This is a genomic window from Labrenzia sp. OB1, from assembly GCF_001624695.1.
Classification (GTDB): Bacteria; Pseudomonadota; Alphaproteobacteria; order Rhizobiales; family Stappiaceae; genus Roseibium.
Window position 1 is genome coordinate 444,599 of record NZ_JSEP01000002.1, and the last position, 17,179, is coordinate 461,777.

Here is a 17,179-nt window from a genome sequence, read left to right on the forward strand (position 1 = left end):
AATGAAACCTTTTGATCGTCCCATCAGCGATCCTTGATCATATCCCGGTGCGTTCGTCAGAAGACGGCGCCGTAGATCATGCGCAGACCTGTAACGCCAAGGAACAGCGCGAAGACCAGCTTGAGTTTGGACGGGTCTATCGCGTGCGCAATCTTGGCGCCCAGCGGCGCGGTCAGGGTCGAAACGGGGATAATCAGCAACAAACCGATCAGATTGACATAGCCGAGCGACAGCGGCGGACGGCCCTCGACACCCCAGCCGAAGTAGATCGACAGCAAGGTTCCCGGCACCGCGATAATCAGACCGATAGCCGCCGCCGTGCCGACCGCCTTGTGGATCGGGTAATTGAACAGGGTGAGTGTCGGCACACCAAGTGTTCCCCCGCCGATGCCCATCATCACAGAGATGCCGCCGATCAGGAAGGCAAGCACCTCCTTCAGGGGGCTTGCCGGAAGGCGTTCCGAAAGGGCGGAACCGTTCTTGCGAAACAGCATGTTGGCGGAGACGGCCAGAGCGACGATACCGAAAACGAGCGTCAGCGCACCACCGGAAATGTTGCCCGCCACGGTCCCTCCGACAATCACACCCAGCGCGATCGCCCACCACCAACTCTTCAGCAGATCCATATCCACGCTGCCGCGTTTGTAATGAGCGCGGGCGGAAGCGGCACCGGTTGCCAGGATCGTCGCCAGCGACGTTCCAACCGCCACATGCATCAGAACCGACGATTCAATTTTCAGCGCTGTGAACATGTAGAAAAGCACCGGAACGATGACAATCCCGCCCCCAACCCCGAGCAGTCCCGCGATGATCCCCGCCACCAGACCGGTTGCCAAAAGAGCAAGGGCCAGAAGGCCAAGGGAGAGTAGGCTGAGATCTTCCACGCTGAAATCCTTGTTCCCGGCGGTTGCGCGCAAGTCCGGCACGCCAATTCGTTGCTTCAGCGCTTAGCCCAGCACGCAGGATTTTTCCAGCCGTGTTTGCGGGCAATGTGGATGGAAGGTGGGGTAAATCGTCAGAATCCACCCGTTCCACAGCGCCGTTTCACCTGCAGGAAGCCGGTTGCGCGCAGTGCCCAGATCGGCCCCCTCCCCCGCAACACGGGCAGAGACGCAGGCCGGCGCTTTGCCCCATCAGCTTGACGGGGCCTCCGGCTCTGAAACTGGCGCGCAGCCGCGCAGGGCAAACAGGGCGTTGGTAAGCATGTCGCCAGCCTGCTCGAAAGCGGTTGCGGTAATCTGCGGCCCGGCTTCGCCAAGGCCTCTGGCAGCCTGCCGAATGCCGGACAGGTTGCTGTTCAGTTCCGTAAGTTGCCGGTTCAGGTCGCCCCGCCCCTGCAATTCCGGGTTGGCCAGCCGCTCCGAAAGCTCAGCGATCCGGCCTTCCAGAGTCTCCAGGCGGACTTTGAATTCGGCCGGCGTTGTCTGCAGGCGGGCGATAGCCGCATCGGTTACGTCCCCGGCAATCCGTTCACTTGCTGTGTCCACCCGGTTCAGCACGACGATCACCAGAACGCAGGCGACAATGACCAGCACCGCAGTTGCATTGACCATGGCCACCAGCAACTGTCCTGGCAACCGGATCAGGCGGCTCCTCAAGTCTCTTGCCTCATGTTGCATATGTACTTCCTCCCGCGAAACAGATTTCATCCGAAGCAAACCAGTTTCCCCAACGTCAGTTTTCCGGATCATTCAACCCCGACGCGTGGCGGTACACAACTTCATTTGCGTGAAAGCCCCGAGCGGCATTTGAGCAGAAGCAAATTGCGCCGGAAGGCCCCGTCAGGAACCGTCCCGGATCATCTTGTCCGCATCTTCGAATTTCAAATAAAAATGGTACAGACGAGTGGATTCGAACCACCGACCTTCGGAGCCACAATCCGACGCTCTAACCAACTGAGCTACGTCTGCTTAAGGGTCATCAAAACGGCGCGGACCATATTGACCCAAACCGTCGATTGCAAGGGCGTCTTCTAACCCCGTTTTTGCAAACCGGCAAGTCTGAATTTTCCGAAAAAAACCGGTCTGTTGAAAAGCAAATGCCCGGGAAAAACCCGGGCATCGCATCTGATAGCCGTCTTGAGCGTTCAGCTCAAAAAGCTCAGTGAAGCTTCATTTCCTTGAAGGACTTTTCGAAAGCTTCCTTGACCGGAGCAGAAACGTCGGTACCAAGCTTGGTCGCCATTTCCTGTATTTCCTTGGTCTGGCTGCTCACGGCTTCGAACTGCTCACGTGCGAACGTGGACTGCAGTTCGATAGCTTCGGCAACGGATTTCGCGGACATGATGTCCTTGAAGAAGGTGAACGCCGCATCGGTGTTCGCCTTGGCCGCATCGACAGCCTTGTGGTTGAACTCGACAACGCCCTGGCGGGACGTTTCGAAGGTGTCTTCCATCAGGTCTGTTGCGTCTTCTGCAGCGGTTTTCACCTTTGCATATGCGTCGCGTGCGTTTTCGATGCCTTTTTCGGTGGCTTCACGGAACGCGGCAGGAACTTCCATCTTCGGCATTGCGAAGGCTTCGAAGTCCGGGAAAGCACCACCGGCAGGAGCCGCTTTGGCTTTGCTTGCACGTGCTTTCGGGGCCGCTTTGGCTGTCGTGGTTGTCTCAGTCATGATCTCATCTCCTAGAGTTCGGATGCGATCATTGGTGTGATTTCTTTCCGCCGAAACATTTGTCGGCGGACCCTGTCGTCATCCGCAGGCTCTACATAATGCATCCCTTGTTGCATTGCAACATTTTTTTGCACTGCACAATAAAATGAATTCGGGAGAGCTTTCAGGCCGTCTGGAGATGATGCACGGAGGCCGCTGCCGGCAGCGTCAATCCGCACGTCCTGATCAAGTCGTCATTTATTTTACTACAACTGGAACATGCAGTCTAGCGGTCTGAACCAAGTAGTGCATGCAATGTGACCGCCTCGCGCAGGAGGACACGCCCGGGCGGTGCGATCGCATCCCGCCCGCAAAGATCGGCCAGCGACAGACGGTTACTTCTTCTGGGTTGCCTTGGCCGCGTCCTGGACCGCCTTGGTGGCGGAGTTGGAGAACTCGCGGGCCTGCTCGCCGAGGTTTTCCATCTGGCTGCGCAGATAATCCTGCTGGAGCTTCATCATGTCCTCAAGGTTATCCGCCTTGACGAGTTGCTGAGCAAACTGGAAAGCGGCGTCGACATGCTCCTCGGCGTAGCTCAGGGCCTTCTTGTTGACATCCGCGGCTCCGGCCTGAACGGCGCTGGCGCTGTCTTCCACATTGGAGACCGCTTTTTGGGTCGCGCCCATGAAATCGTCGAACGCCTTGCGCGCTTGGTCGACACTCTTGTCGGCGAACTCACGCATCTGGTCGGGGATTTCGAAACCGTTCTTGTCTGTACTCATGTCGGCGCTCCTGAGGTCGCAGGATGATAGGTGTGTGGAAATCCTGAAATCGTTTCCTGCAAAAAATACGTAACATGGACATGGCGATCCGGCAAACCTGCGTCCCCGGATGGCGCCCCTGCGAACAGATTGAACCGGCGGACGGGAAACCGCCGGATACAAAATGCCAAGTTGTAGACGGCAGTCCCGTTTCCATTGCCCAGCACCAGGGTGTGAAACCGGCGCTCAGCCCCCGCGCCACTCCGATCCGGCCGTTCGGGAAAGAGCATCAAGGGTGGCCGGCAAGGCATTCTCTTCCCCTCCCAAAGTGCCGCAACGTTGTTTTCGGGAGCCTCGGAAGACAACTTCCGTCCGGCGAAATCAGGCCTGCAACCGTTACAGGTTCGTCGTCCGGATTAACCACGCCTTCACGTAACCCCTTTTACAACCATGCTTTACGTGGACGACGCGTGAGTTTGCTTGTATTAACGGGTTGTTTACCAATGCAGGCAGATCCGGCAGCCGCGTGCACCGTAAACCGGTGTTGCAGACCAGTTTGGAGCAGAGCCATGGACAGTCAGACCCAATCATTCCTGGAACTGTGCGCCATGGATGATCTGGTTGAGTTGATTGCCGACAAAAGAGCGGCCTGGCTCTGGTCGGCCGACGGAGCGCGCATCCTCTGGGCGAATGCCGCAGGTGCGTCGTTTTTTTCCGTTTCCGCCGTTTCCGGCCTTGCCACCCTCAGCTCTCTGGAGCGCTCTCCGGCGCGTCCTCATATTGCCCGCATCGCGCAATCCGGTTCGACGGACAAATTCAGCATCGATCGCCTGCGGTTCTACCGGGGCCTGAGGGTCATGCTTCTTACGTGCCAGTGCAGACGGGTCGAGCTGGAAAACGGCGAGGATGCGGCCCTGATCGTCTGCGGTGACAAAGGTCTTGTCTCGACGCGCGAGCCCGTCGCGGCTTTCGCCCGCATGCTGACCGGTGACGGAACGACGATCTTCCTGACGTCCGGCGAAGTAGTCGAAGAGCGCCTTGGCGATCTGGAAGGCGCTTTGGAGGATCCGGGTCTGCCAGAGGATCAAAAGGCCCTGTTCGGCCCGCTGGAACTTGACGGCGGCTTCCATGAAGGGGTCGTGCTGGAAGTTGCGACCGGCCGGCGGCTGATCGTTCTGGACAATGCTGCCCTGGCGGACGAAGCCACCGGCGAAACAGACGCCTCCGTGCCCTCCCCCGAACCGGTGCTTTCGGCGGCTGTTCCCGACGATACGTCCGATGCAACACAAGAGACCGGCAACGGCGCTTCCGAAGACTTCGGCAACGATGAGCCGGAAAGCGGGCACGAGCCCGACAGCGCCGTGGCTCCTGAAAACGAACAGCCTCTCCCGCTTGAGGACACAGCAGACCAGGACCTCTCCCAGGGCGCGGACACTCCGGAGGAAACTCCAGCCGTCGTGCCGGGCCTGGCCGCCGGGGACGAACACTTTGCCGGTGACGATGATGCGGCGCCTCGTGACGAGACTGAAGAGAACGCAGAACCGGACGCGGGTCTGGTGATCTCGACAGAAGAAGACACTTCGCAGGAGACTGCGGACATTTCAGAGGAACAGCCTGTCGCAGACGAAGGCGAGGTGTTTGTCTTCCGTCCGCGCCGCCGTCCCGTCCGCTTCGCCTGGAAAATGGACATCGACCAGCGGTTCACGTTTCTGTCGGATGAAGTCTCTGAAGTGCTTGGGCCGGAATCGGCGGATATCGTCGGCCTGACCTGGGAAGAAGTTTCGGAAAAATTCGATCTGGATCCGCGCGGCAACATCGCTCGAGCGCTCGACCGCCGCGACACATGGAGCGGCAAGACGGTCGACTGGCCTGTAAGCGGTGCCCCGCTCCGGGTTCCGGTGGACATGGCCGCCCTGCCCGCCTTTGACCGCAACCGGAAGTTCGAGGGCTATCGCGGTTTCGGCGTCTGCCGGACCGCCGATGCGGTTGAAGCCAAGGACGTTCATTTAAGCCCCGCCCTGACCGTATTCGATGAGACGTTCTCCGAGCAGTCCAACACCGAAAATCCGGTGACCGAAAGCAAAGACGATTTGGCCGAAGATGCGGGTTCGGAGATCGAAGCCGGCACCGACGAGCCCCTTCAGGTCGAGCATGTAGCCGCGACTGCCGGGGCAGCTTCGGAAATAGACAGCCAGGCGAGCGGGAGCCCGCATATCGAAGCGCCGGCTGCCGCACCGGATGACCCTGAGAGAGCCGGGGAAGACGACTTGCCTGACAGCAAAGACCAGAGTGTGAGTGAAGACCCGCCTGGCGACCAAGACTTCGGACCGAACGATGAGCCTGTCGCCTCTGCCCGAACTGTCGTGACGGATGCCGGGAATGCCGCCCCGGCGGAGGAGGTTGACGATGCGCCGAAGGACAGCCTCGCCGATCTGAAACCGGCACAGCCCGACAGTTTCGGCGGAAAGACATTCCTTGGCGCCAGCGCTGCCGCCCTGGTCGGGTCCCTTGCCAGATTCACCGGAACGCCCGCATCGAAGCCCCCCGCCGAAGACAACGAAAAACCGGAAGAGGCGGAAGCACCGGAGCAGTTGTCCGAGAGCGACGAGGACTACGAAGACACCCGGCGCGTCGCGGCTTCGCTGGACGACAAGCTGAAAGCGCTTGAGACCGGTACTGCCCTTCCGGAGGAACCGGCTTTCGACGAAACCAGCTCCGTCCCAGCGGATACTCGCGTGAATGAAGCCCCGGACGCAGACACCGATTACAGTGACACCGCGTCAGAAACGGACGCCCCGGATCTCTTGGAGCCGGACGTTTCGCTGAGCGTCGGCGCATCTTCCGCCGAAGAAGGCCCCGCTGAGGAGGAACCCATCGGGATAGCCGGTTCCGCCCCCCTGGAACCTGCGGAAATTGAAAACGCGGTCCGGTCGCTGGCGAAAAACTCCGACATGGCGAAAAAGAAATCGCGTGATCTGTTTGACCGGGAAGACGCTGCCTCGAACGGTACATCCGCGCCGGTCACGGAACGGGACAATGGCCCTGCCAGGACACAAGCTGCCGACGAGACCCCCGCCGAAGAGGCTGCGGAAGACGACCGGTACGAACCGGCTCCCCCTCTGGAAGAGGCCAATTTCGACATCATCGAAGAGGACGGCCGGAAAACCGGGGACGCGGCCGCTGAACTGGAAACGGATGACAGCAGCGACGACGAGCGCGACTTTTATGAGGAAACCGCCGCGTTTGTGACCGAAGAAGGGACATCGGATCCGGCGGTTGATGACAGTGACGACCCCGCTCAGGAACCGCACAGACCGACCGGAAAAGTCATCCCGCTCGCGACTGCAAGACCCCGTGTCGTCCCGGTCGACACATCCAGCCTTTCGCGCCCGGAACGTCAGGCCTTCCGCAAGATCGCAGAAGCTCTCGGGGCCCGGCTTGAAGGCGACCTTGTCGACTTCGACGGATCCGATGGCCCCGAGATCGACGACCTGCCGCAGGAAGAACCGCAAGCAGGCCCGATCGACCCAAGCCTGCTCGACCGGCTACCGATCGGCATCGCGGTCGTGCATGACCGCGAAGTGCTCTATGCCAACAAGGTTCTCCTCGGCATGCTCGGTTACAAGTCGGTCGCCGCACTTTGCGAGGCGGGCGGACTTGAAGCACTGTTCATTGACGACACCGAAGATCTTCCCGATGCCGTCGGCATGGACGGTGAAGTCGATGAAGCGATGAAGATGCGTCTTGCCGGTGGCGGCGTACTGACCGTCGATGCGCATATGCACTCCGTTCCATGGAACGGCAGCCGTGGACTGATGATCTCCATAACGGAGCGCCAGGTCAAACAGGCGCCCGTGGCCGCCAGCCCACAGTCGGCGCCGAACTTTTTCGCCGAAGTGCGCTCCGAACTGGAAAGCGCCCGCGGCCAGATCGCCGAAATGGACACAATCCTGGAAACGGCGACGGACGGAGTTCTGGTTCTTGATCAGACCGGCAACATCCTCAAGGTCAACGGCTCCGCCGAAGCGTTGTTCAGCGCCAACCGCTCCGACATGATCGGCGCGCCGCTCACCGAATTTCTGGCGCCGGAAAGCCACCGGGCCGCTGCGGACTATCTGGACGGCCTTACGCGCAACGGTGTCGCCAGCATCCTCAACGATGGGCGGGAAGTGCTCGGCAAGGTTCCGGCGGGCGGCCTCATTCCACTGTTCATGACCATAGGCCGGATCACCAACAGCAAGGACGACGCGAAGTACTGCGCGGTGCTGCGCGACATAACGCAGTGGAAGACGGCGGAAGAGGAGTTGACGCAGGCCAAGCGCCAGGCGGAGAATGCCAGTTCGCAGAAATCCGACTTTCTGGCCAAGATCAGCCACGAAATCCGCACTCCGCTGAATGCGATCATCGGGTTTTCCGAGGTCATGATGGAAGAGCGGTTCGGCCCTATCGGCAATGACCGCTACAAGGACTACCTGAAGGACATCCGCACGTCCGGTTCGCATATCATGAGCCTGATCAACGATCTGCTGGATCTCTCCAAGATCGAGGCCGGCAAGCTGGACCTGAAGTTCTCGGCGGTGTCGACAAATGACGTGATCAACGAATGCGTGGCGCTGATGCAGCCGCAGGCAAACCGGGAACGCATCATCATTCGCGCCAGTCTGCCGGAATCCGTGCCGGACGTGGTGGCCGATCCACGCTCCCTCCGTCAGATCGTGCTCAATCTTCTGTCCAATGCAATCAAATACAACAAGTCCGGTGGCCAGGTGATCCTGTCCACGGCGCTGGAGATCAACGGCGAGGTTGCGCTCAGGGTCCGCGATACAGGAACCGGCATGACGGCCAAGCAGCTCGCGGCGGCGCTCGAACCGTTCCGCCAGCTTCACACCGCGAGCCGCGGCGGGGGCACAGGTCTCGGACTGCCCCTGACCAAGGCGCTGGTTGAAGCCAACCGGGCGAGCTTTCATATCGACTCCACACCGGATCAGGGCACGCTCGTGGAGATCGTCTTTCCAACCCAGCGGGTTCTGTCGGAATAACAGCCGGCCAAGCGGTTCAGTCCGGCACCGGACCCCGGGCGCCGCATGGCGCGATCAAACATTTTCGTGATCGCGCCGGAGAAAACCACCGGGGCATGAACTAAAGTTGATGTTTAAACTCTTGTTTTCTAATCACTTTTTCGAAATATAGTGGAGTACAATCCTCCAGTTAGTTTTGAATAATTCTAAACTGTTGATTTTGCTGTGTTTATTGACTTGCCACCCCCTTCGCGACATATTCTCGCTCAAATAAACATGCCATTTTGCCTTTACGGCAGGTGGCAGGATTTCTGGGAGAAAAATATGCGTGCCACGATCCAAGCACTTACGGGTGCCCTCGCCCTGACTTCAGTTGCGTTCGCCGCCGTACCGGCAGCCGCTGACGGTGAAGTCAATATTTACTCCTACCGGCAGCCGTTTCTGATCCAGCCGCTTCTGGACGCATTCACGGCCGAGACCGGTATCGACACCAATGTGGTCTTCGCCTCCAAAGGCCTTGGCGAACGGATTGCAGCGGAAGGTGCGAACTCACCGGCGGATGTTCTTCTCACCGTCGACATCGGCCGCCTGGACGGCGCCAAGCAGCTCGGCATTTCCCAGCCGGTGACATCACAGACCGTCAATCAGAATGTCCCGGTGGAATTCCGCGATCCGGAGGGACACTGGATCGGCCTGACGAACCGCGCACGCATCGTCTATGCTTCCAGGGAGCGCGTCGATCAGGACACGATCACCTATGAGGAACTCTCCGATCCGAAATGGAAGGGCCGCATCTGCACCCGTTCCGGTCAGCATGTGTACACGATCGGCCTGGTGGCATCGATGGTTGCTCATCACGGCGCCGAGAAGACCGAAGAATGGCTGGAAGGCGTTCGCGACAATCTCGCCCGAAAGCCGGCCGGCAACGACCGCGCGCAGGTTCAGGCAATCTATGCGGGCGAATGCGACATCGCGCTCGGCAACACCTATTACATGGGTCTGATGCAGACCAATGAGAAAGAACCCGAGCAGCAGGAATGGGCTGAAAGCGTCCGCATCCTCTTCCCGAATTCCGGTGATCGCGGCAGTCACGTGAACCTGGCCGGCGTCGTCCTGACCAAAAACGCGCCGAACAAGGACAACGCCGTCAAGCTGATCGAATTCCTGTCTTCGGAAAAAGCTCAGAAGATCTACGCGGAAACCAACCACGAATACCCGGTCAAGCCGGGCGTGGAAGTTTCCGAGCGCGTGAAAAGCTGGGGCGAGATCAAGAAGGACCCGATTGCGCTGGCGGATGTCGCCAAGAACCGCAAGACCGCGAGTGAACTCGTCGACAAGGTCGGTTTCGACGACGGCCCGTCCTCCTGAGTTTCAGCAGCAATCAGTGATGCAAAGCGCCGTGTGTAAAAGCACGGCGCTTTTTGCTTTTTGACGCAATAACTATTACAGCTTCTGCAGATCTTCCCCAACGAACAGTCCCGATTTGCTGCGCACGCCCACCCTTTCCCTTGTCGATCGTTTCTGGCAGATCGCGGCACTCTTTATCGCGGCTCTTGTGTTGCTGCCGCTGGGCGCCATTGTGTGGATCTCCCTGACACCGTCAGGCGATGTCTGGAGTCATTTGATCCGGACGGTGCTGCCGGGGGCATTCTGGACCACGTTGCTGTTGATGCTCGGTGTCGGACTGATAACCGGGGTTGTTGGCGTCGGCACGGCCTGGCTCGTGACCATGTGCAATTTTCCAGGCCGGAAAATCATGGACTGGGCCCTTCTGGTGCCGCTCGCCGTTCCGACCTATATCGTCGCGTTTTCCTATGTGGAGGTGCTCGAATATACCGGACCCGTCCAGGGGCTGATCCGCGATATCTTCGGCTTCACCACCTCGCGCGACTACTGGTTTCCGGAGATACGCTCCCTTGGAGGGGCTATCTTCGTCATGGGTGCAGTGCTCTACCCTTATGTCTATCTCACCACCAGGGCCAGTTTCCTCATCCAGTCGGCTTCGACACTGGATGTGTCCCGTACGCTCGGGGCCTCGCCCTACCGGCTGTTCTTCCGCATCGCGCTGCCGCTCGCCCGTCCGGCGATCGCGATCGGCATTTCGCTGGCGCTGATGGAATGCCTGAACGATATCGGCGCGGTCACCTTTTTCGGCGTCCGGACGCTGACCTTCTCCGTCTATGACACGTGGTTGAACCGCTCCAGCCTGGGCGCTGCCGCCCAGCTGGCGCTGGCCATGCTGCTGATGGTGTTTTTTCTGCTCTGGCTGGAGCGCTTCGGCCGCCGCAAGCAGCGGTTCGATGCAGGCGGCGGCAGCAAAAGCCATCCGCCGACGCGCTTCGACCTGGGCGGTTGGCAGGCTCTGCTCGCGCTTGTCTTGTGCCTGCTGCCGATCCTTGTCGGCTTTGTCGTTCCGGGTCTTCTTCTGGCCGACCGGGCCAGCCGGCGGCTGGATGATTTCTGGTCCGGCGGGTTTCTGGAAACCGTCTGGAACAGTTTCAGCCTCGCCGCCGTCGCAGCGCTCCTCACCGTCGTCATCTCCGTTTCGCTGGCCTATGCGCTGCGTCTCAACAACAGGGGTGCCCTGCGCACAGCGGTACGCCTCGCCTCCATCGGCTATGCGATACCCGGAACCGTTCTGGCGATCGGCATCCTGATCCCGCTCGCACAATTCGACAATTTCCTCGACGGCCGCATGGAAACCTGGTTCGGCATCAATACCGGCCTGCTGTTGCTGGGCAGCGGTACGGGTCTGGTATATGCCTATGTGGTTCGTTTTCTCGCCGTTTCCTACGGCCAGGTGGAAGGTGGCTTCGGCCGTATCACGCCGCATCTGGACATGGCCGCACGCACGCTCGGCCGCGACAGCTTCCAGACACTCGGCCAGATACATCTGCCTATCCTGAAACCCGTGCTGCTGTCGGCCGCGCTGCTCAGTTTTGTCGACTGCATGAAGGAACTGCCGGCGACGATCCTCCTGAGGCCATTCAACTTCGAGACCCTGGCAACCACCGTCTTCGAAGCGGCGTCCCGTGAAGCCTTCGAGGAAGCCGCCCTGCCGTCGCTGGCGATTGTGCTGGTCGGCCTCATACCGGTTATCTACCTCGCCCGCTCCAGTGCTTCCTCCTTCAGGACGAAGCTTTCAAAGCGCCAGCCCGGACCGGTTGTCTGAACAATTCGACCGCCGCAATGTCTTGACAGCACCTGATCAAGGCGACCCAATGGCCGCACTCTTGCAACTCTTCCTGCCTGCATCTTCCGGGACACGTTTTCGATGGAAAAAAAGCATCAGATCAATCTTTGGTACGCTTTTGCGGCGATGACGATGGTGTTCGTCTTCCAGAGCTGGTGGACCACCTACAAGACCGTCGAGCCCATCCCCTACAGTGAGTTCGAGCAATATCTCAAAGACAAGAAGATTGACGAAATCTCGGTTGAGGAGAACACCATCAGAGGCAAGTTCAAGGACCCTCTGAAGGACGGCAAACAGTATTTCGTCACCACTCGCGTCGATATTCCGCTAGCCGACGAGCTCAGCAAATACGACGTGAAGTTTACCGGCGTCGTGCAGAACACGCTTATACGGGACATCCTGTCCTGGGTCCTGCCGGTGCTGCTGCTGTTCGGCCTGTGGATGTTCTTCATTCGCCGATTGGCCGAGAAACAGGGTTTCGGCGGCATGATGACCGTCGGTAAATCCAAGGCCAAGGTCTTTGTGGAAACCGATGTTTCCGTCCGCTTTGAAAATGTCGCGGGTGTCGACGAGGCCAAACGCGAGCTTCAGGAAGTTGTCGATTTCCTGAAGGATCCAACCTCATATGGACGCCTGGGCGCGCATGTGCCCAAAGGTATCCTTCTGGTCGGGCCACCGGGAACCGGCAAGACGCTGATGGCGCGCGCGGTTGCCGGGGAGGCCGGCGTTCCTTTCTTCTCGATTTCCGGCTCTGAATTCGTCGAGATGTTCGTCGGTGTCGGCGCGGCGCGTGTGCGCGACCTGTTCGACCAGGCCCGCAAGGCGGCTCCCGCGATCATCTTCATTGACGAGCTCGACGCGCTCGGCCGCGCCAGGGCAAGCGGTCCGATGGCGACGAACGATGAAAAGGAACAGACGCTCAACCAGCTGCTGACCGAACTGGACGGCTTCGACCCCTCCAGCGGCATTATCCTGCTGGCGGCCACAAACCGGCCGGAGATCCTCGATCCTGCCCTGTTGCGGGCCGGCCGCTTCGACAGGCAGGTACTTGTCGATCGCCCCGAGAAGACCGGCCGCCGCGCAATCCTCGACGTGCATGTCAAGAAAATCACACTGTCTCCCGAAACGGATCTCGATCAGGTCGCCCAACTCACGGCCGGCTTTTCCGGTGCGGATCTTGCAACACTGGTGAACGAGGCGGCCCTGCTCGCAACCCGGCGGAACGCGGATGCCGTGACCCTGCAGGATTTCAACGAAGCCATCGAAAGGGTGATCGCGGGGATCGAAAAACGCAGCAGGATCCTGTCGGACAAGGAACGCACGACCGTCGCCCATCACGAGATGGGCCACGCGCTCGTCGCCGCGAACCTGGAGGGCTGCGATCCGGTGCACAAGATCTCGATCATTCCGCGCGGTATCGGCGCGCTGGGTTACACCATGCAGCGACCGACGGAAGACCGGTTCCTTCTCACCACCAGAGACCTGGAGAACAGGATGACCGTGCTGATGGGCGGACGGGCGGCGGAAGATATCGTCTTTGGAGAAATTTCCACGGGCGCGTCGGATGACCTGCAGAAGGTGACGGAAGTCGCCCGGGACATGGTCATGCGCTACGGCATGGAAACCGCGCTCGGCAACCGCGTCTATTCCTCACAGAGACAGAACTTTCTGGGACAGCCCGCCGGTGACGTCACCGAAGTGTCCGAAGAGACCCAGCGGGAAATCGACCTTGCGATCAAGGCGCGTGTGGAAGCGGCTTTTACCCACGCAAAGGAACTGTTGAACGGCCGTCGCAAGGAACTGGACGAAGGAGCGCAGCTGCTGCTTGACCGGGAAACGCTGACCGACCGGGACTTTCCGCCCATACGCCCTGTTTCCGAACGCACGAAAGACGCCGAGTCCAGCGCTGCGGTATGACGAAAAGAGCGCCGGTGCATGACACCGGCGCTCCGATTGAGGGATCTGCAGTCGGTTTCAGGATACCGTTCAGTTTCCTGTGGCATCCTGTCTGCAGTAAACCGAATCCGCTTTCCTTTACAGAAGAGTGGCCTGCGTGCTTGCCTTCACCTCTTCCAGCGTCACATCCGGTGCGAGTTCGACGACTTTCAGGCCGTCGTCGCTCACGTCGAAGACACCGAAATTCGTGATGATCCGGTCAACGCATTTCACGCCCGTGAGCGGCAGGGAGCATTCCTTCAGGAGTTTCGGATCGCCCGCCTTGGACGTGTGATCCATGATCACCACGACGCGCTTGACGCCGGCGACCAGATCCATGGCACCGCCCATGCCCTTGACCATCTTTCCCGGGATCATCCAGTTGGCCAGGTCACCGCTCTGCGAGACCTCCATTGCCCCCAGAATCGACAGATCGATGTGACCGCCGCGGATCATGCCGAAGCTGTCGGCGGAGGAGAAGAAACTGGTTTGCGGCAGTTCTGTGATGGTCTGCTTGCCCGCGTTGATGAGGTCGGCGTCGACTTCATCGTCGGTGGGGAACGGACCCATGCCGAGCATGCCGTTTTCCGACTGCAAGGTCACATGAACGCCATCGGGAATATAGTTCGACACCAGGGTCGGAATACCGATACCCAGGTTCACATAAAAGCCGTCTTCAAGCTCTTGCGCGGCGCGCTTAGCCATATCATCACGTGTCCAGGCCATGATGGGTCCTCCTCAGGCTGCGCGCGTGGTGCGCTTTTCGATGCGTTTTTCGTGATTGCCGACGATGATCCGGTCGACGAAGATCCCCGCGGTGTGGATGTTGTCCGCATCGAGTTCACCGATCTCGACGAGTTCTTCCACTTCCACCACGCAGGTCTTTCCCGCCGTCGCCATCATCGGATTGAAGTTGCGCGCGGTCTTGCGGTAGACAAGATTGCCTTCCTTGTCGGCCTTCCAGGCCTTGACCAGTGCGACGTCCGCGACGAGACCGGTTTCAAGGATGTAGGTTTCGCCGTTGAAATCCTTGTGTTCCTTGCCTTCCGCGATCAGCGTACCGACACCGGTCTTGGTGTAGAAACCGGGAATACCGGCACCGCCGGCGCGGATCCGTTCGGCAAGCGTGCCCTGCGGATTGAATTCCAGTTCCAGCTCACCGTTCAGGTACTGCTTTTCGAATGTGGCGTTTTCGCCGACATAGGACGACACCATTTTCTTGATCTGGCGTGTCTGAAGCAGAAGGCCGAGACCGAAATCGTCCACACCGGCATTGTTGGAAATGGCGGTGATGTTGCCGGCTCCGGAGTCGCGCAGCGCGGTAATCAGGTTTTCCGGAATACCGCAAAGACCGAAGCCGCCGGCCATCACCGTCATGCCGTCAAAGGTCAGCCCCTCCAAGGCTGCCTTCGCATCCGGGTAGATTTTGTTCATGTGTCACTCCCAATCCGTGTCGTTAGGCGCATGGGCGGCACATTTACCGCTTGCCCCCGTCCGGTCAAGATCTCTTTGATGCATTGCAGCGAAAAACATGAACGCTCCGTCAGAATCCGGACAATCCATGATTTCCTGCGAAGCGGACTATCGCCTGTGCTGAGATCTCCCCGGTTTTCTGCCGGGCAGAATATGGTAAGAGGAAAGAACGCCTTCAAGAAAGATACCATGGCCCGTGTACCAGTTCCTCTCGACAGTTATCAAGATCGCCGTCTTCTCGCTGCTTGTCGGCGCCGGACTGTCGCTCATCGATATCTCGGCGGATGACATCCTGGGTTATGTCGGTCTCAGCCCCATGGCGCTTTGGGTCTATCTCAATCTCTTCATCGACTGGGCGATCCCGAACATGATCCTCGGGGCGTTCATCGTCGTGCCCGTCTGGCTGATAATTTACCTTTTCAGGCCGCCAAGCACCTGATTGCGGCATCTGCAGACCCGTCAGTCCTCCGCCCCGAACGCCGCCCGCTCGTCCCGTTCCTTTTGAACCTGCTGCCGCCGGGTCGCGAGGGAGGCGGCGATCACGCCGATGGTGACCAGCACAACGAGAATGGTGCACACGGCATTGATTTCCGGCGTCACGCCGAGCCTGACCTGGGAATAGATTTTCATGGGCAGGGTCGTCGCTCCCGGTCCGGTCGTGAAGCTGGCAACGACCAGATCGTCAAGCGAAAGGGTGAAGGCCAGCATCCAGCCCGCAACGACGCCGGGCAGAATGATCGGCAGGGTGATCTGGAAGAACGTCTTGACCGGCGGACAACCGAGATCTTCCGCGGCCTCCTCGATGGATTTGTCGAAGCCGACCAGCCGTGACTGCACGACGACGGCGACGTAACACATGGCGAATGTGGTGTGCGCCAGGATCACGGTCCAGAACCCCCGCGACTGATCCATCGCCACGAACAACAGCAGCAGCGACAGGCCGAGAATGACTTCGGGCATCACCAGCGGCGCGAAGATCATGCCGGAGAACAGCGAGCGTCCGAAGAAGCGGCCGGAGCGGACCAGAACGAGCGCCGCCGCGGTACCGAGGACTGTCGCGACGCTGGCGGAGACAAAGGCCACCCTGAGGGTCACCCAGGCCGCGTCCAGAAGCTGCTCGTTGTGCAGCAGAGACACGTACCACTCGACGGAGAACCCGCCCCAGACGGTGACAAGCCGGCTCTTGTTGAAGGAGTAGATCACCAGGAGAACGATGGGCAGGTACAGAAACGAAAAACCCACGACAAGAGAAGTCACATTGAACCAGGAGGGGCCGCGCGTCATGCCTCTTTCTCCGCAATTTTCTGCTGCTGGTTCTGGAAGAGGACGATCGGGATCACCAGGATCATCAGCAGGATCACGGCAACGGCGGAAGAGACCGGCCAGTCACGGTTGTTGAAGAACTCGGTCCACAGCGTCTTGCCGATCATCAGCGTATCGGAACCGCCGAGCAGATCGGGGATGACGAACTCGCCAACGGCAGGAATGAACACCAGGAAACATCCGGCGATCACCCCGGGAAGCGAGAGAGGCAGGGTGATTTTCCAGAAGGCCAGCCAGGGCGGGCAACCGAGGTCCTCGGCGGCTTCCAGCAGACTGCCGTCGAGCCGCTCCAGGCTCGCGTAGAGCGGCAGGACCAGAAACGGCAGATAGGAATAGACGATACCGATATAGACCGCGATGTTGGTGTTGAGAATGACGAGAGGTTCGTCGATCAGGCCCAGCGACAACAGAAGCTGATTGAGCAGACCTTCATTCTTGAGGATGCCGATCCAGGCATAAACGCGGATCAGGAAGCTGGTCCAGAAGGGCAGGATCACCAGCATCAGCAGCGTCGGGCGAAGCGACTGGGGACTGCGGGCCATGCCATAGGCGATCGGATAGCCGATCAGCAATGTCAGCAGCGTCGAGATGCCCGCGATAACCACCGAGGAAACATAGGATTTCCAGTAGAGGTCATCTTCCGTCAGCCAGAGATAGTTTTCGAACGACAGTTCACCCAGCTTTTCGAAAAAGGCCTGCCATCCGGAGGCAAGATCGAATGCCGGCAAATAAGGCGGGATGGCGACCGCGATCTGCGAGAGCGAGATCTTGAAGACGATCAGGAACGGCGCCAGGAAGAAGATCAGCAGCCAGACATAAGGCACCGCGATCAGCGCCCAGCCTCCAAGGGATCTCTTTACGGGGACGGGTGCATCCATCGTTCT

Annotated in this window: 13 protein-coding genes and 1 tRNA gene; 5 read left to right on the forward strand and 9 right to left on the reverse strand. The window is 59.6% G+C overall.

Annotated features, from left to right (window positions below):
* Positions 1 to 56: 56 nt before the first annotated feature.
* From OA90_RS04295 to OA90_RS04315, 5 genes are all read right to left on the reverse strand, one after another.
* On the reverse strand, positions 57 to 884 hold the full coding sequence (locus OA90_RS04295; protein ID WP_068407929.1) for a sulfite exporter TauE/SafE family protein: 828 nt from the start codon (positions 882 to 884) through the stop codon (positions 57 to 59).
* A 249-nt stretch (positions 885 to 1,133) separates the two neighbouring features.
* Positions 1,134 to 1,619 carry a hypothetical protein gene (locus tag OA90_RS04300; protein ID WP_068407939.1) on the reverse strand — a complete coding sequence of 162 codons (486 nt, stop codon included), beginning with the start codon at positions 1,617 to 1,619 and terminating at the stop codon, positions 1,134 to 1,136.
* A gap of 214 nt (positions 1,620 to 1,833) precedes the next feature.
* Positions 1,834 to 1,910: transfer RNA gene (locus OA90_RS04305), tRNA-His, on the reverse strand.
* A gap of 190 nt (positions 1,911 to 2,100) precedes the next feature.
* Positions 2,101 to 2,613 carry a phasin gene (locus OA90_RS04310; protein ID WP_068407601.1) on the reverse strand — a complete coding sequence of 171 codons (513 nt, stop codon included), beginning with the start codon at positions 2,611 to 2,613 and terminating at the stop codon, positions 2,101 to 2,103.
* 374 nt (positions 2,614 to 2,987) lie between these two features.
* Positions 2,988 to 3,374, reverse strand: coding sequence for a phasin (locus OA90_RS04315; RefSeq protein ID WP_068407604.1), 387 nt, complete (start codon positions 3,372 to 3,374; stop codon positions 2,988 to 2,990).
* A gap of 548 nt (positions 3,375 to 3,922) precedes the next feature.
* On the opposite strand from OA90_RS04315, the gene OA90_RS29430 reads away from it, so the two are divergent.
* The 4 genes from OA90_RS29430 (at position 3,923) to ftsH (ending at position 13,481) form a co-directional block, all read left to right on the forward strand.
* Positions 3,923 to 8,392, forward strand: a complete 4,470-nt coding sequence (locus OA90_RS29430; protein ID WP_068407610.1) for an ATP-binding protein — start codon at positions 3,923 to 3,925, stop codon at positions 8,390 to 8,392.
* A 303-nt stretch (positions 8,393 to 8,695) separates the two neighbouring features.
* Complete coding sequence (locus OA90_RS04330; RefSeq protein ID WP_082836828.1) at positions 8,696 to 9,739, forward strand: Fe(3+) ABC transporter substrate-binding protein; 1,044 nt, start codon at positions 8,696 to 8,698, stop codon at positions 9,737 to 9,739.
* Positions 9,740 to 9,854: 115 nt separating this feature from the next.
* A complete protein-coding gene (locus OA90_RS04335; protein ID WP_068407613.1) occupies positions 9,855 to 11,543 on the forward strand; it encodes an iron ABC transporter permease in 1,689 nt (562 codons plus the stop codon).
* 102 nt (positions 11,544 to 11,645) lie between these two features.
* Positions 11,646 to 13,481, forward strand: a complete 1,836-nt coding sequence (ftsH, locus tag OA90_RS04340; protein ID WP_068407617.1) for an ATP-dependent zinc metalloprotease FtsH — start codon at positions 11,646 to 11,648, stop codon at positions 13,479 to 13,481.
* Positions 13,482 to 13,598: 117 nt separating this feature from the next.
* On the opposite strand, the gene OA90_RS04345 is transcribed toward ftsH, so the two are convergent.
* Both OA90_RS04345 and OA90_RS04350 read right to left on the reverse strand, forming a co-directional pair.
* Positions 13,599 to 14,225: a CoA transferase subunit B gene (locus OA90_RS04345; RefSeq protein ID WP_068407620.1), complete on the reverse strand. Its 627-nt coding sequence runs from the start codon at positions 14,223 to 14,225 to the stop codon at positions 13,599 to 13,601.
* Positions 14,226 to 14,237: 12 nt separating this feature from the next.
* Complete coding sequence (locus OA90_RS04350; RefSeq protein WP_068407622.1) at positions 14,238 to 14,933, reverse strand: CoA transferase subunit A; 696 nt, start codon at positions 14,931 to 14,933, stop codon at positions 14,238 to 14,240.
* A gap of 235 nt (positions 14,934 to 15,168) precedes the next feature.
* Here OA90_RS04350 and OA90_RS04355 point away from each other — a divergent pair, with 235 nt between their 5' ends.
* Entirely contained in the window at positions 15,169 to 15,411 is a 243-nt protein-coding gene (locus OA90_RS04355; RefSeq protein ID WP_068407625.1) for a DUF6460 domain-containing protein, read from the forward strand.
* Positions 15,412 to 15,431: 20 nt separating this feature from the next.
* On the opposite strand, the gene OA90_RS04360 is transcribed toward OA90_RS04355, so the two are convergent.
* A complete protein-coding gene (locus OA90_RS04360) occupies positions 15,432 to 16,256 on the reverse strand; it encodes an ABC transporter permease (RefSeq protein ID WP_068407628.1) in 825 nt (274 codons plus the stop codon).
* Entirely contained in the window at positions 16,253 to 17,173 is a 921-nt protein-coding gene (locus OA90_RS04365) for an ABC transporter permease subunit (RefSeq protein ID WP_068407630.1), read from the reverse strand. The genes OA90_RS04360 and OA90_RS04365 overlap by 4 nt, the downstream gene beginning before the upstream one ends.
* Between the last annotated feature and the right edge of the window lie 6 nt (positions 17,174 to 17,179).

What these genes read in the sequence shown, in the direction of transcription:
- OA90_RS04300 (WP_068407939.1), bottom strand. Translation starts at nt 1,619, where the DNA reads ATGCAACATGAGGCAAGAGACTTGAGGAGCCGCCTGATCCGGTTGCCA.
- OA90_RS04310 (WP_068407601.1), bottom strand. Translation starts at nt 2,613, where the DNA reads ATGACTGAGACAACCACGACAGCCAAAGCGGCCCCGAAAGCACGTGCA.
- OA90_RS04315 (WP_068407604.1), bottom strand. Translation starts at nt 3,374, where the DNA reads ATGAGTACAGACAAGAACGGTTTCGAAATCCCCGACCAGATGCGTGAG.
- OA90_RS29430 (WP_068407610.1), top strand. Translation starts at nt 3,923, where the DNA reads ATGGACAGTCAGACCCAATCATTCCTGGAACTGTGCGCCATGGATGAT.
- OA90_RS04330 (WP_082836828.1), top strand. Translation starts at nt 8,696, where the DNA reads ATGCGTGCCACGATCCAAGCACTTACGGGTGCCCTCGCCCTGACTTCA.
- ftsH (WP_068407617.1), top strand. Translation starts at nt 11,646, where the DNA reads ATGGAAAAAAAGCATCAGATCAATCTTTGGTACGCTTTTGCGGCGATG.
- OA90_RS04345 (WP_068407620.1), bottom strand. Translation starts at nt 14,225, where the DNA reads ATGGCCTGGACACGTGATGATATGGCTAAGCGCGCCGCGCAAGAGCTT.
- OA90_RS04350 (WP_068407622.1), bottom strand. Translation starts at nt 14,933, where the DNA reads ATGAACAAAATCTACCCGGATGCGAAGGCAGCCTTGGAGGGGCTGACC.
- OA90_RS04360 (WP_068407628.1), bottom strand. Translation starts at nt 16,256, where the DNA reads ATGACGCGCGGCCCCTCCTGGTTCAATGTGACTTCTCTTGTCGTGGGT.
- OA90_RS04365 (WP_068407630.1), bottom strand. Translation starts at nt 17,173, where the DNA reads ATGGATGCACCCGTCCCCGTAAAGAGATCCCTTGGAGGCTGGGCGCTG.